At 67.8% G+C, this 13,641-nt stretch carries 12 protein-coding genes; 9 read left to right on the top strand and 3 right to left on the bottom strand.

Annotated features, from left to right (window positions below; translation table 11 throughout):
- Both SH591_RS03895 and rnk read right to left on the bottom strand, forming a co-directional pair.
- Window positions 1-3,501: an NAD-glutamate dehydrogenase domain-containing protein gene (locus SH591_RS03895; RefSeq protein WP_324750611.1), complete on the bottom strand. Its 3,501-nt coding sequence runs from the start codon at window positions 3,499-3,501 to the stop codon at window positions 1-3.
- 97 nt (window positions 3,502-3,598) lie between these two features.
- The gene (rnk, locus tag SH591_RS03890) at window positions 3,599-4,012 is read right to left on the bottom strand and encodes a nucleoside diphosphate kinase regulator (RefSeq protein ID WP_322831659.1); all 414 of its coding nucleotides are present in this window, start codon (window positions 4,010-4,012) and stop codon (window positions 3,599-3,601) included.
- 562 nt (window positions 4,013-4,574) lie between these two features.
- On the opposite strand from rnk, the gene SH591_RS03885 reads away from it, so the two are divergent.
- The 5 genes from SH591_RS03885 to SH591_RS03865 all read left to right on the top strand — a co-directional run bounded on the left by SH591_RS03885 (window position 4,575) and on the right by SH591_RS03865 (window position 7,402).
- Window positions 4,575-4,820 (top strand): hypothetical protein, encoded by a 246-nt coding sequence (locus SH591_RS03885; protein WP_324750610.1) that lies wholly within the window; start codon window positions 4,575-4,577, stop codon window positions 4,818-4,820.
- Between the two features lie 5 nt (window positions 4,821-4,825).
- Window positions 4,826-5,293: a GreA/GreB family elongation factor gene (locus SH591_RS03880; protein ID WP_322831657.1), complete on the top strand. Its 468-nt coding sequence runs from the start codon at window positions 4,826-4,828 to the stop codon at window positions 5,291-5,293.
- A 103-nt stretch (window positions 5,294-5,396) separates the two neighbouring features.
- Entirely contained in the window at window positions 5,397-6,233 is an 837-nt protein-coding gene (locus SH591_RS03875; RefSeq protein WP_324750609.1) for a two-component system sensor histidine kinase NtrB, read from the top strand.
- A 48-nt stretch (window positions 6,234-6,281) separates the two neighbouring features.
- A complete protein-coding gene (locus SH591_RS03870; RefSeq protein WP_324750608.1) occupies window positions 6,282-6,866 on the top strand; it encodes a uracil-DNA glycosylase family protein in 585 nt (194 codons plus the stop codon).
- Window positions 6,863-7,402 (top strand): DUF488 domain-containing protein, encoded by a 540-nt coding sequence (locus tag SH591_RS03865; RefSeq protein ID WP_324750607.1) that lies wholly within the window; start codon window positions 6,863-6,865, stop codon window positions 7,400-7,402. The genes SH591_RS03870 and SH591_RS03865 overlap by 4 nt, the downstream gene beginning before the upstream one ends.
- 9 nt (window positions 7,403-7,411) lie before the next feature.
- Here SH591_RS03865 and SH591_RS03860 read toward each other — a convergent pair whose 3' ends face one another.
- A complete protein-coding gene (locus tag SH591_RS03860; protein WP_324750606.1) occupies window positions 7,412-7,822 on the bottom strand; it encodes a MarR family winged helix-turn-helix transcriptional regulator in 411 nt (136 codons plus the stop codon).
- A gap of 141 nt (window positions 7,823-7,963) precedes the next feature.
- Between SH591_RS03860 and SH591_RS03855 the strand changes: the two genes are divergently transcribed.
- From SH591_RS03855 to SH591_RS03840, 4 genes are all read left to right on the top strand, one after another.
- Window positions 7,964-10,504: a TonB-dependent receptor gene (locus SH591_RS03855; protein ID WP_324750605.1), complete on the top strand. Its 2,541-nt coding sequence runs from the start codon at window positions 7,964-7,966 to the stop codon at window positions 10,502-10,504.
- 162 nt (window positions 10,505-10,666) lie between these two features.
- On the top strand, window positions 10,667-11,026 hold the full coding sequence (locus SH591_RS03850; RefSeq protein ID WP_324750604.1) for a hypothetical protein: 360 nt from the start codon (window positions 10,667-10,669) through the stop codon (window positions 11,024-11,026).
- Between the two features lie 67 nt (window positions 11,027-11,093).
- Window positions 11,094-11,894 carry a type II secretion system protein N gene (locus tag SH591_RS03845; protein ID WP_324750603.1) on the top strand — a complete coding sequence of 267 codons (801 nt, stop codon included), beginning with the start codon at window positions 11,094-11,096 and terminating at the stop codon, window positions 11,892-11,894.
- Window positions 11,895-12,076: 182 nt separating this feature from the next.
- The gene (locus SH591_RS03840) at window positions 12,077-13,612 is read left to right on the top strand and encodes a hypothetical protein (protein WP_324750602.1); all 1,536 of its coding nucleotides are present in this window, start codon (window positions 12,077-12,079) and stop codon (window positions 13,610-13,612) included.
- The last annotated feature ends 29 nt before the right edge of the window (window positions 13,613-13,641 follow it).

Raw genomic sequence — 13,641 nt, 5'->3', positions numbered from 1 at the left:
TCAGGCCGTGAGCGCCGCCGCGGCGACGGTCAGGCGGCCGAGCGACCACGGGCCCGGCGCGCGCCGGACCTGCTCGAGCTCGTCGCGGGCGCTTGATACGCGGTCCGCATTCTCGTCCGCCCAGGCGTTTGCCGCCGAGTCCACGCAGGCCGACTTGGCCATCGCCTGGCGCGCGAGGCTTTCCTGCCTTGCATAGGTCTGCTCGACGAGCCGCGCGATGGCGAGCCGCTCGAAGCGGTCGCCGCCCTTCATCGTGGCGGCGGCCGCGCGCAGCTCCTCCAGGCCGGTCAAAGCGCCCATCTCGCGATAGAGCAAGGCGACGTTGGCGACCGGCGCCGCGCCCTCGCGCGCCAGCAATGCGGCGGGAACCGCGCCCTCCAGATAGGGGAGGAGAGCGATCTTCCCGGCCAGCTCCTGCGCAACGCCGGCCGCGACCCAGGCGGCGACCTGCTCGCGATAGGGCTGCACATCGGCGGGGAGGAGCGCATCCTCGCCGGCCGCGACGAGCGCTCGGATCGGAGCGCCGTAGGTGTCGCTGAGGCAGCGCGCCGAAGTCCGTCCGTCGAGCCGGGCGAGACGCTGCGCCTGGTGGCGGTAGGCGTCGGCCAGGCGGCGATAGAGGGTGAGCTGCGTGTCGGCGTCGACCGTGTCGGCGAGCCCCGCCACGTCCCGCCACATCGCGTCGAGGCCGAACAGGTTGCCGGCCATGGCGAAGGCCGAGACGATCGCGCCGGCGTCGCAGCCGACGGTCTGCATCGCTTCATAGGGGAAAGCCGGGCCGGTCACGTTGACGAGATTGTTGACCAGCACCGTCGCGATGATCTCGCGGCGCAGCGGATGCTTCTCCAGGGCGGCGGCGTGCGCCTCGATCCCGCTCGGGAAATAGGCGCGCAGGACTTCTTCGAAATGGGGATCGTCAGGCATCTGCGTCTTCACCGCATCCTCGAACAAGGTGAGCTTGCCGTAAGCGAGCAGCACCGCCAGTTCCGGACGGGTCAGCCCCTTCGCCTCCTGCTCGAGCTCGGCGATCGCGGCGGCGTCGGGCAGGCCCTCGATGCGGCGGTTGAGCCGGCCGGCGCGCTCCAGCAGGTCCATCAAAGCGGCATGGCTGCCGATGTCCGCCGCGGCGGTGGTTTCGATGAGGCTCAGGGCCAGCGTCTGGGCGCGGTTGTTGGCGAGCACGTTCTCGGCCACGTCGTCGGTCATCGAGGCGAGCAGGGCGTCGCGGTCGGCGCGGCCGAGCTCGCCCGCCGCCTCGACCAGAGCGGTCAGGATCTTGATGTTGACCTCGAGGTCCGAACTGTCGACGCCGCCGGAATTGTCGATCGCATCGGTGTTGATGCGGCCGCCGGTGCGGGCGAATTCGATGCGGCCGGCCTGGGTGAAGCCGAGATTGGCGCCTTCGCCGACGACCTTCGCCTTGAGCTCGCGGCCGTCGACGCGGACCGCGTCATTGGCCTTGTCGGAGACCTGCTGGTGCGTCTCCTCGGCGCCTTTCACATAGGTGCCGATGCCGCCCATGTAGAGCAATTCGACCGGCGCGCGCAGGATCGCCTGCATGAGATCGGTCGGCGAGAGGCTGGCCTCGGCGAGGCCGAGCGCTTCGCGCGCTTCCGGGGAGAGCTCGATCGTCTTGGCATTGCGCGAATAGACGCCGCCGCCGGCCGACAGCTTCGCCTTGTCGTAATCCTGCCAGGACGAGCGCGGCAGATCGAACAGGCGCTTGCGCTCGGCCCACGAGGTGGCGGGATCGGGATTGGGATCGATGAATATGTCGCGATGGTCGAACGCCGCCACCAGCCGGGTGGACTTGGAGAGCAGCATGCCGTTGCCGAACACGTCGCCGGACATGTCGCCGACGCCGACCGCGGTGAACGGCTCGGACTGGATGTCCTTGCCGACCTCGCGGAAGTGGCGCTTGACCGCTTCCCAGGCGCCGCGCGCCGTGATGCCCATCGCCTTGTGGTCGTAGCCGGCCGATCCACCCGAGGCGAACGCGTCGCCGAGCCAGAAGCCGTAGGATTCCGAGACCTCGTTGGCGATGTCCGAGAAGCTGGCCGTGCCCTTGTCGGCGGCGACGACCAGATAGGGATCGTCCTCGTCGTGGCGAACGACGTCGGCGGGCGGCACGATCGCGCCGGCAGCGTCGATATTGTCGGTGACGTCGAGCATCGCGGAGAGGAACGTGCGGTAGGCGGCGACGCCGGCCGCGCGCGCCGCCTGGGGGTCGGCCGGGCGCGCGCCCTTCACGTAGAAGCCGCCCTTCGCGCCGACCGGCACGATCACGGCGTTCTTGACCTGCTGGGCCTTGACGAGGCCGAGCACTTCGCTGCGGAAATCGTCCTTGCGGTCCGACCAGCGCAGGCCGCCGCGGGCGACGGCGCCGAAGCGGAGGTGGACGCCCTCGACGTGCGGCGCGGCGACGAAGATCTCGCGATAGGGCTTGGGCTCGGGAAGGTCCTCGAGCTCCTGGCTCGCGATCTTGAAGGCGATGTGCGGCTTGGGCGCGCCATTGGCGTCGGCCTGGTAGAAGTTGGTGCGCTTGATGGCGTTGATCAGCGCCATGATACGACGCAGCGCGCGGTCGGCGTCGAGGCTGGGGACGGCCTGCAGCGCATCCTGCAGCGCGGAAGTGATGCCCGCGGCACCCTCGGCCCGTTCCTCCGCGCTCGCGCCGGTCGCGGGATCGAAGCGGAGGTGGAAGAGATCGAGCAGCAGCCGCGCCACGGCCGGATGCTCGACAAGAGCAGCGATCTGGACGTCCTGCGACGGATCGAGGCCGGTCTGCTGGCGATAGCGGGCGAGCGCGCGCAGCACAGCGGTCTCGCGCCACGACACGCCGAGCTCCAGCACGAGGCGGTTGAAGCCGTCGCTGTCGGTCACGCCCGTCCAGGCGGCGAGGAAGGCGGCGGCGAACGGACGCTCGACGTGGCGGAAGACGAGACTTTCGCCCTTGGGATCGTCGACCAGATATTCGTGGACCCAGATCTTGCCGGCATCGCGCGGACGGATCGGGAAGCCTTCCTCGACGAGCGCTTTCAATCCCATGTCGTGGAGGATGGGGAGCACGTCGGCGAGCGGCACCGCATCGCCGTCATGGTAGAGCTTGAAGCGGAAGCGGCTCTTCAGGTCGTCGAAGCGGCGATAGGAGCGGATGGCGACCTTGCGCCCGGCCTTCAGCATGTCCTCGACGGCGACGATGTCGGCCAGCGCATCCTCCGCGCCGAACATCTCCTGGTAGCCGGCGCCGAACGCCTTGCCCCATTTGCGGATGAAGTCGGCGGGATTGCCGACGACGCCCTCGCTGCTGACGACGAGATCCTCGAACGCGTCCATCCAGGCCCAGCTCTGCGCGGCAATGCTGTCCTCGTCGAACATCTCGCCGACGAACGCCTGCTCGGCCTCGGTCAACGGGCGGCCCAGACGCTGCGAGAAGGCGGCCTGGATATCTTCGGTGATACGGTTGGCCGCGATCAGGCCAACGTCGAAAGTGTCGGACATCTTACTGAACCTCAAAAGCGTGGCCGCACGCCGGTCCCGATCCGAAGGATCGAGAGCGGGCGGCATGGAATGGGGAAAAGCGCGCGGCGGACCGCGATCAGGGCTTCTGTGTGACCTGCAGGATCTTGAGCTTGCGCGGACGGCCGTCGGGGCAGGGCCAGTTGATCTCGCGACCCGCGCTCATGCCGATCAGCCCGGCGCCGACCGGCGTCAGGATCGAGATGCGGCCGGCCTCGATATCCGCCTCGGACGGCATCACCAGCTGGACCTTGCGCCGGGTGCCGTTGCTGTCGTCGACGAACTCCACTTCGGAACCCAAAGCGACGACATCAGCCGGCAGCTTGCCGTCCGGATGGACCTTGGCGCGCTCGATCTCATCGACCAGCTGCTTCGAAAGCGCCGGCGAGCGCTTCTCGATGACGTGCGCCAGCTCGGCGATGACGTCGTAGTCGGATTCGGTGATGTGAAGCGGTGGCTTCTTGGAGCGCGCTTTGGTTGCAGTATCCTGCATGATGTTTTCTGCCGTCGGAGTTGCGGAACTTGGAGGATCGATGCGCGCATCGGCGCGGCATTCGATGACCCTTTCGATTTCCCCCCAGACCGCTCAACGCTTCAGCGGAGTTGGGCCTGGGGCTAGGCGCCTGCGAGCAGTTGGCCCGAGTGGACACGGAATCGACAGAAATGTGAAAAACCGTGCATGCCCTATGATGTAGCTACCCAAAGCACAGTGTCAACCTGTGCCCCCGGCGGGAAGGGGAAGGCGCCGGTCGGCGGGGGGACGTCAGCTTGACTTGCCGGATCGGCGGGCCATATCGTCCGTGGTATGGTAGAACGTCTCCAGATCGGGCATCCCGAGCTGCATCCGGGCAGCAGCACAGCACGATATTAGGCCCCGGGCCCGCTCGCCGCACCGGCTGAGCGTGAGGCCCTGGGGCTAGCGACGGGGCCGCCCCGTCCGCTGCGGGGAAGCCATTCCCGCTCATCCGAGAACCAGCGCAATCCTCCGTCGCAGCGCATCTGCGCGGGCCACGGCGCCTTCTCGGGATCGTCCCTTTGAGATGCTCGGAGATGTTATGTCTGGCGACAGGTTCGTGGTGGAGGCCGACAGGAAAGTGGTCGGCCTGGCCGTGCGGGTGCCCGGCGGCTTCAAGTTCTTCTCGTCCGATCCCGCCTTTCGCGAGCTCGAGGCCACGACCTTCCCACGCGCGCGCGCCATGGCGCGCCGCATCAGCGAAGTGGCGCAGACGACGCGGCTTTCGGCCCGCCGCGAGAGTGAGCGGGGCGAGGCGGCTTCCCATCAACCGCTGTCGGGGAGGTGAGTGCCATGCAGCCCTTGCTTCAGCCCTCGCTCGCGGACAGCCTCGGAGGCATCTGGTCGGCGCTCCACAAGGACGTCGAGCTGACCATTTCCGAAAGCCAGGTCCATTATCTGCGGACAATGGCGCTCATGATCGACGACGACGTGACCTCCTCGCTCCTGCTGCGCAAGCTCCGCGTCGCGCGGATCGTGGCGGCCTCGAAGCTGCCGCGCGACACCGTGGCGATGAACAGCTTCCTCGAATATCTGTTCGACGGGGGGCAGAAGCAATTCTGCCAGCTGCTTCACCCCTCGATACACCGGCCCGATTACGCGCTGCCGATCACCGGATCGGTCGGCGCCGGCCTGATCGGCCTGCGGGCCGGCCAGACGATCCTGTGGCCGGACGAGAGCGGCACATTGTGCGACCTCACTGCCGTCCATGTCGAGAATTGCCCGGGGCTGAGCGCGTGGCTGGGCCGCGATCCGGCTTAAAAGTATCGCACTTATCTATATCGTGACGCGATATAAAATGTGACACGCGACGGAGGTTGTGCTATCGACCGAGGGCGTTGCCGAGCCATGAAAGGTGCGAGCCATGATCTGCTTCACAGCCCCGTTCGACCGGATCGAGCGGCCGCCGCCGCCGGATGACGGCGAACGGGTGCGGAGCGAGCGCGCCTCGATCAAGCTCGCCGCGCTGGGCGAGATGGCCGGCGGCATCGCCCACGATATCCGCAACATCCTGGCGATCATCGATTCCGGCCTCAGCCTGGCCGAGCGCAACATCGCCGACCCCGCCGCATCTTTGGCCTATCTGCAGGCAGCGCGGGACGCCGTGGCGCGGGGTGCGCGGCTGACGTCGCGGATGCTCGCCTTCGGCAAGCGGAAGGAGTCGGACGTGCATTCCGACGATCTGAACGAGCTGCTCGGCTCGCTCGAAACCTTCGTCAAATATGGCGCCGGGCCGGGGATCCAGGTCGAGTTCTCGCTCGCGCCCCGATTGCCCAATTGCTTCGTCGATCCGCCCCGGTTCAACGCCGCCCTGCTCAACTTGGTGATGAACGCGCGCGACGCGATGCCTGAGGGCGGAGTGATCCGCGTGTGTACCGCGCTTGTCGACGACGCGCCGGACCGGACGGGACGCTATGTCAGCGTCGGCGTGCGCGACAGCGGGATCGGCATGACTCCGGAGGTGGCGAACCGGATCTTCGATCCCTATTTCACGACCAAGGGCGAGAAGGGCACCGGCCTCGGATTGCCCCAGGTGAGCGCCAGCATGCGGCAGGTCGGTGGATATGTCAGGGTCACGAGCGAAGTCGGGGAGGGAGCGCTGTTCGAATTGCTGTTCCCGGTCAGCGAGGCGGCCGTTCCGCAGGCCGAGGCGCCGCAAACCGAGGCTCCGCCTGTCGTCCTCGCGAGACATGGCCATTGACAGTGGGCGCATCTGTTTGACGATCGGCTCCGTGTCTAAGGCTACCGCGTGACGGGGTTCGAGGAGCTGGTCGCGCAGGTCCGCGCCTGTCGCGTGTGCGCGGACGACCTGCCGCTCGGGCCGCGCCCGGTCTTCCAGGTCTCGCCGACGGCGCGCTTGCTGGTGGCGAGCCAGGCGCCGGGGACCAAGGTCCACGCTTCGGGCCTGCCCTTCTCCGACCCGTCCGGCGATCGGCTACGCGAATGGATGGGGATCGATGAGGCGACCTTCTACGACAGTGCGCGGATTGCCATCCTGCCGATGGGCTTCTGCTATCCCGGCCGCGGCCAGAGCGGCGACGCCCCGCCGCGCCCGGAATGCGCGCGGCTGTGGCGGCCGGAGCTGCTGGCGCAGATGCCTGCGCTCCGCCTCTCCCTTCTCGTCGGGACCTACGCCCAGGAAGCGGTGCTGGGGCCGGGCAGGATGACCGATCGGGTACGGGATTTCCGAACCTATCTGCCGGACTATTTCCCGCTGCCGCACCCGTCGTGGCGCTCGCGGATCTGGGCCGCGAACAATCCGTGGTTCGAGGACGAGGTGCTTCCAGAGCTGCGACGACTGGTGCGACGCGCGCTCGAAGGGGCGAGCCGATGAGGGATGGAGAGAATCCGATCTACACGATCGGCCATTCGACGCGGAGCATCGAGGAGTTCGTCGAATTGCTGCGCGCCGGCCCTGTCCGGCATCTGGTCGACGTCCGCAGCATCCCGCGGTCGCGGACCAATCCCCAATATAATCTCGACACCTTGCCGGACACGCTGGCGGACTGGCAGATCCGCCACACGATCATTCCCGAGCTTGGCGGGCGGCGCGCGCGGGAGAAGCAGGTCGATCCGGCGGTCAATGGCTTCTGGGACAATCAGAGCTTCCACAATTACGCCGATTACGCGCTGTCCGACGACTATCGCGCCGGGCTGGACCGGCTCGTCGCGCTGAGCGCCGAAGCGCCGTGCGCAATCATGTGCTCGGAGGCGGTGTGGTGGCGCTGCCATCGGCGCATCATCGCCGACTATCTCCTTCTCCGCGGCCACGAGGTCCTGCACCTGATGGGCAAGGACCGCGTCGAGCCGGCCAAGATGACGCCGGGCGCGAAGGCCGAGGGGGACGTGCTCACCTACCCGAGAGCGTAGGCGCCAGTCTTATTCGAGCTGCGACAGGAGCGAGATGAGCAGCGGGCGGATGCGCTTCAGCTCGGCGCGGTGCGCCTGGCCGAGCGAGGCGAGCAGGTCTTGCGCGGCGGCGGTGGGACGGAGGCTGATGCGGCGGCGATCCTGTTCGCCGCGCACCCGCTCGAGCAGCCCCGCCGCCTCCAGCCGATCGGCCATTCCGGAAACGCTGTGCGGCTTCAGGAACATGGTCTCGGCGAGCTCGCCGACAGTGAGCGCGCCATCTTCGGCGGCGCGCAACGCGAGCAGGATTTGGTGCTGCTGCGGCGTGAGGCCGACCCGGCTCGTCGCCTCCTCCGTGAAATGCGCGAAGCTGCGCAGCTCCGCCCGCACCGATGCGAGGATCCGATAGTCGCTGTCGCTGAGCGCGGGAGGCTTGGTCATGAGCGGTGCGGTCGCGCCATTGAGTGGGCCGGTTTTATCGCCTCGCGATAGATTTCGTTCAAGGGGGAAAGTCGCGGCACCGTCACCGATCCGTCATGGGCGCGTCCTATCGGCTCCCTCGAGTACGAAAGGAAGTCCATCATGTCGCGTTTGTTGCTTACCACCGCCAGTTTCACCGCTTTGTTCATCGCCCAAGCCGCCCAGGCCCAGACGCCCGTCGAATTGGATGCTGGCGAGGACATCGTCATCAGCGGCCAGCGCGCCCAGCAGGAGCGGTCGATCGACCTGAAGCGCAAGGCGCTGGGCCTGATGGACGTCGCCGCCGCCGACGAAATCGGCCAGCTGCCCGACAAGAACGTCGCCGAGGTGATCGAGCGCCTGCCCGGCGTCGGCGTGCAATATGACCAGGGCGAGGGGCGCTACGTCGCCGTGCGCGGCATTCCGTCGAGCCTCAACGGCTACACGCTGAACGGCTTCGAGATCGGCAACCCGGACGGCAATACGCGCGCGCTGCCGCTCGACATCCTGTCGGGCCAGTTGCTCAACCGGGTCGAGGTGTCGAAGGTCAAGACCGCTGACCTGCCCGGCCAGGGCATCGGCGCGGCGATCAACCTCGTCACCCAGACCGCCTTCGATTTCGCCAAGCCCTTCACGCTCCAGGCGAACGGCCAGATCGGCTATCAGGAGATGCGCAAGGGCGACCAGCCGATCCGCGGCGACATTACCGTCGGCGGCCGCTTCGGCGCCGACGAGCAATTCGGCATCCTGCTCGGCGCGAGCTATGCCGACCGCACCTTCACCAGCCACGGCATCTATCCCGACGACTGGGTGCCCGACGCCCGGGCGGCGCGCGGCGGCGTGCCGGCCAATCTCAAATATACCGACTATCGCCTGAGCCGCGAGCGGATCGGCGCGGCGGGCTCGCTCGACTGGCGCGGCGACGCGACCCAGCTCTATCTGCGCGGCGTCTATTCGAAGTTCGCCGAGGACGAATATCGCCAGCGCATGCGGCTCGATTTCTCCAACATCGCCTGGGACGCTGCCGGCGTGACCGGCGTCGCGGCGACGACCGACCAGCGCAACGACCTGCGGCTGGAATATAAGGAGAAATCGGTGCTGTCGCTGATGGCCGGCGGCACCAGCGAGATCGGCGACGACTGGACGGTGGATTACGGCGTCGCGCGGACCCGCAACGAGGTCATCGAGCCCAACCAGAGCTGGCAGTTCCGCAATTCGCCGGGCCCGCTCGCGGTCGATTTCACCGAGAAGCTCTATTCGGTCACGCCGGTGAACGGCTATCTCGGACCCGACGGTCTCGGTTTCCGCACCCATGGCGTGCAGGATGAATACGGGCTGGAGAAGAGCTGGCAGGGCCGGGTCGACCTCACCCGCAAGCTTGGCCTCGGCCGCGACAGCTTCGTCAAGGTCGGCGGCAACGTCCGCACCACCGACAAGAGCTTCGATTCCGCCAGCGCGAGCTATGGCCGCGGCAGCGCCGCCAACCGCTTCACCATGGCCGGGCTCTCCGGCGGCGACGTGACCGTCGACCTTGGCGACGGCCGCACCTATTTCCTCTCGCCCTCGATCGATGCCGACCTGATCCGCGCCTATACCGACGGCCGGCTGGGCGGGCCGCAGTTCGTGCTCGACCGGAGCGCCACGCTCGCCAACGACACGCTCGGCGACTTCATCCTCGATGAGGATGTCTATGCCGGCTACGCCATGGCCAATCTCGACTTCGGCGAAGTCGCCGTGACCGCGGGCCTGCGCGTCGAGCACAGCAAGCTCGGCATCACCGGCTATCTGCTGGAGGGCGACGTCGTGACTCCGACCAGCGGCAAGCGCAGCTACACCGACTTTCTGCCGAGCCTGGTGGTGCGGATGACCCCGTCCGACGACACCGTCTTCCGCGTCGCTTATTCGCGCAGCGTCGGCCGTCCGCAATATTCCGACCTGTCGCCCGGCGGCCGCGTGTCGGTGGACGGCGACGGCGAACTCAACGTCAGCACCGGCAACCCTGCGCTGAAGCCCTATGTCGCCGACGCGTTCGACGTCTCGGGCGAATGGTATTTCACGCGCGGCGGCATGCTGACGCTCGGCGCCTTCGCCAAGTTCATCAAAAACCCGATCTTCGGCCAGAGCTATACGATCAACGGCGGCAGCTTCGGCGGCGAGACGTACGACATCATCAACTTCAGCCAGACGCTGAACGCGGACAAGGGCGACATCGTCGGCCTGGAAGCGGCCTATCAGCAGCAATTCACCTTCCTGCCGGGCCTGCTGTCGGGGCTGGGCCTCAACCTCAACCTGACCTTGCTCGACGGCAATCTGCGCAGCCCCGACCGCGGATCGACCGACTTCCCCGAGCAGTCGAAGCTGCTGTGGGGCGCCCAGCTTTTCTACCAGAAGGGCCCGATCGAGGCGTCGGTCGCCTACCACCATACCGGCCGCGCGCTGATCTCGGCCGGCGACGAGGCGCTGACCGACGCCTACAATGACGATCTGCGCCGGCTCGACGCCAAGATCGGCTTCGACGTCACCCCCAATCTGCGCCTCTTCGCCGAAGGCCAGAACCTGACCGACGAGCCGACCCGGCAATATCAGGGCGGGGTGCGCGACTGGGTGACCCAGAACGAGCGCTACGGCCGAACCTTCTACATCGGCGCATCTGTCCGCCTGTAAGCGTCGCCGTCACACGCTGAACAGGACGCCCGAAGGAAGGGGGCGGCGGCCGCGAGGCTCGCCGCCCCTTTTCGTTTGCGGGGCGGGCGTTATTTGCCGGTACCGTCATATTGCTGTAACCTTGGGCGCTAGAATTGGTTCGTTTTGCCTGAGGGGTCCGCCATGCGTCCTGCGATCCTCGTTTCCGCCGCCACATTGGCTCTTTCCGCCTGCGCGACCAGTCCGTCGGCCTCGCTCGTCGAGCAGGGTTACGAACGCGGCACGCTCGGCGTCGCGGCGATCGCGCGACACGATTGGGCGACCGCGGAGAAGGGGCTGATGCGCACGGCCGCGGTGCGGGCCGACGATCCCGCCCGGCTGATCAACCTGGGCCGCGTCTATATGGAGACGGGGCGCAGGGAGGAGGCCCGGGCCGCGTGGCAGCTCGCTTTGGCGTCGCCGCGCCACTTCGTGGTGGAGACCGGGAGCGGCGAGGTCGTCTCCACCGATGCGCTCGCCCGGCGGTTGCTCGCCCGCTATTGACGCTCGGCCCGCGCCGGCCCGACCGGCGAGTCACATCTTTGTCATGCTGTCGGCCTAGCCGGGCCCCATGACTGGACCGGCCGGCCCCCGCCTTCTCCGCGCGCGCTTCGCCGCCCTGCAGCCGCGCGAGCGACTCTTCGTCGGCGCCGGCGCGGCTGCCGTCCTTGCCTTCGCGGCGATTCTTTCGGGCGGCGCGGACGAGGCGGAGGACATGGCGCCGGTCGAGCTTGGCGATCCTAGCCGCGCCGCAGGCTCATCCGCCCCGCCGCTGCCCGTCGCGTCGCCACCCTCCGGACCGCTGCCGCCCGCCACCGCGCCCGCACCGGCCAATGCGTTCGTCCTGCGCGGCGTGCTCGCCCGATCGGCGATCCTGGCCATGCCCGACGGCAGCCAGCGCACCGTCCCGGTCGGGCGCGAATTCCAGCCCGGGCTCACCCTCAAGTCGGTGGCGGTCGACCATGTCGTGCTCGCCAGCCCGGGCGGCGACCTCCGGCTCGACCTCAACCGCTTTGCCGGGGCCGCGCCCGCCGCCGGCGCGACGCCGGTCGCGGCACCTGCCGCCCAGGCCGTCCCCGCGAACCCGGCGGCGCATCGCCAGGCCACCACCGCCTTCCGGCTCGGCATGGCGGCGCGCAAGGCCGGCGGCAACGTCACCGGCTATGTGGTGAAGCCCGGCGCGCGCCTCCCGATCCTCGGCCAGGCCGGCCTCCGGCCAGGCGACGTGCTGCTTGCGGTCAACGGCCAGGCGCTGGACGGCGAGGAGCGGCTGTTCGGAATGTCGGAGGAACTCGCCAGCGTCGAAACCTCGGAAATCGAGTTCGAACGCGGCGGACAACGGATGAAAGCCAAGGTCCGTTTCAAGAATTAACGACTGTAACAGTTCCGTGACAAGAATAAGTCGCCACTGTTACTGACCCGTGTTTCTTTAGACACCATCAAATCGAATATGAATCTGTAACAATACTATCATCGAATCGGCCTAGCTCCGCCCTGGAACGGCGCCGCCTTCGCGGCCCGAGTCTCACACTTGTTTCCACAAGGGGGTTACCGATGTCTCTTCTCCGCAATATCCTTCTGATCAGCTCGGTCATTCCGCTTGCCGCTTGCGGCGCGGACGATGTCGCTTCACCCGGAGAAGGCGTGATCGTCGTTCCCGGCCCCGGCGCTAACCCCAATCCGAACCCGAACCCCAATCCCAACCCGACCCCGACCGGCCCGGCCGCGAGCTGCCCGAACGGCACCACCGACGCCGGCGTGATCGCCGACCGCCGCAACTGCCGCCTGCCCAACCAGATCAGTGGCAACCTCTCGCTCCGCAACCTTGCCGGCACGATCTACTCGATCGCCGGCCGCGTGAACGTCGGCGTCGACATCGGCGGCGCCGGCAACGCAGCGGGCGGCGCGTCCGCCACGCTGACCGTCGATCCGGGCGTCGTCGTGTTCGCCTCGTCGGGCGCCGACTTCCTCGTCGTCAACCGCGGCTCGCAGCTGATCGCCGAAGGCACCGCCACCAAGCCGATCGTCTTCACCTCGCGCCAGAACATCGAAGGCACGGCGACCGACGCCAGCAGCAACCAGTGGGGCGGCATCGTCATGCTCGGCCGCGCACCGATCAGCAATTGCGACGGCGGCGTCGCCGGCGGCACTGCCGGCTGCCAGAAGCTGGTCGAGGGCCCGGGCGCCAACGCCTTCTACGGCGGCGACGTGCCGACCGACAGCAGCGGCTCGCTGCGCTACGTCCAGATCCGCTATACCGGCTTCTCGCTGATCGAAGGCAACGAGCTGCAGGGCCTCACCACCGGCGGCGTCGGCTCGGGCACCAACATCCAGTACCTCCAGGTCCACAACAGCGGCGACGACGGCATCGAGATTTTCGGCGGTCGCCACAATATGAAGAACATCGTCATCACCGGCGCCGACGATGACAGCCTCGACACCGATTTCGGCTACAAGGGCTTCATCCAGTACGTCATCGCCATCCAGCGCGACCAGGCGGCCGGCGCCAGCGGCGACACGATGATCGAGGCCGACTCGACCGACGACGGCCTGTTCGACGCGACTCCGCGCCAGAACACCCGCCTCGCCAACTTCACCTTCATCCAGCGCCGCACCGGCCGCAGCGCGATCCTGCTGCGCGGCGGCACCGATTACGCTTTGTACAACGGCGTCGTCGTCGGCCCGACCAACTGCCTCGATATCGACACGGCGCAGACGGTGCAGGCTGCCGATCCGGCCAAGGACGAAGCCGGCGCACCGGTGTTCAGCTCGGTCCTCTTCTCCTGCCCGACCGCGTTCGATCCGGACTCGGACGATTTCGAGGCGCCGACCTTCAACGCCGGTACCAACAACGCCGCCAACTTCGTCTCGACGCTGACCAACCTGTTCGTCAACGGCGCCGGCGAAGCCGCTCGGCCGGCGGTGACCAACCTGTCGTCGATCAGCGGCTTCTTCACCAACACCAACTATGTCGGCGCCGTCCGCGACGCTTCCGACACCTGGTATCGCGGCTGGACCTGCGACTCGGGCTACGCCAATTTCGGCAGCGGCGCGTCCTGCACCGCCATTCCCGCCAACACCGCCAGCTGATCGATCTGCCTTGCTCCGGGCGGCGGCTT

The organism is Sphingomonas sp. LY54, from assembly GCF_035594035.1.
Lineage (GTDB): Bacteria > Pseudomonadota > Alphaproteobacteria > Sphingomonadales > Sphingomonadaceae > Allosphingosinicella.
Note: the sequence above shows the minus strand (reverse complement) of the source record. Positions and strands in the feature narration are given on the sequence as shown.

Excerpts from the sequence above, each read along its gene's own strand:
- SH591_RS03895 (WP_324750611.1), bottom strand. The coding sequence starts at position 3,501 with ATGTCCGACACTTTCGACGTTGGCCTGATCGCGGCCAACCGTATCACC.
- rnk (WP_322831659.1), bottom strand. The coding sequence starts at position 4,012 with ATGCAGGATACTGCAACCAAAGCGCGCTCCAAGAAGCCACCGCTTCAC.
- SH591_RS03885 (WP_324750610.1), top strand. The coding sequence starts at position 4,575 with ATGTCTGGCGACAGGTTCGTGGTGGAGGCCGACAGGAAAGTGGTCGGC.
- SH591_RS03880 (WP_322831657.1), top strand. The coding sequence starts at position 4,826 with ATGCAGCCCTTGCTTCAGCCCTCGCTCGCGGACAGCCTCGGAGGCATC.
- SH591_RS03875 (WP_324750609.1), top strand. The coding sequence starts at position 5,397 with ATGATCTGCTTCACAGCCCCGTTCGACCGGATCGAGCGGCCGCCGCCG.
- SH591_RS03865 (WP_324750607.1), top strand. The coding sequence starts at position 6,863 with ATGAGGGATGGAGAGAATCCGATCTACACGATCGGCCATTCGACGCGG.
- SH591_RS03860 (WP_324750606.1), bottom strand. The coding sequence starts at position 7,822 with ATGACCAAGCCTCCCGCGCTCAGCGACAGCGACTATCGGATCCTCGCA.
- SH591_RS03855 (WP_324750605.1), top strand. The coding sequence starts at position 7,964 with ATGTCGCGTTTGTTGCTTACCACCGCCAGTTTCACCGCTTTGTTCATC.
- SH591_RS03850 (WP_324750604.1), top strand. The coding sequence starts at position 10,667 with ATGCGTCCTGCGATCCTCGTTTCCGCCGCCACATTGGCTCTTTCCGCC.
- SH591_RS03845 (WP_324750603.1), top strand. The coding sequence starts at position 11,094 with ATGACTGGACCGGCCGGCCCCCGCCTTCTCCGCGCGCGCTTCGCCGCC.
- SH591_RS03840 (WP_324750602.1), top strand. The coding sequence starts at position 12,077 with ATGTCTCTTCTCCGCAATATCCTTCTGATCAGCTCGGTCATTCCGCTT.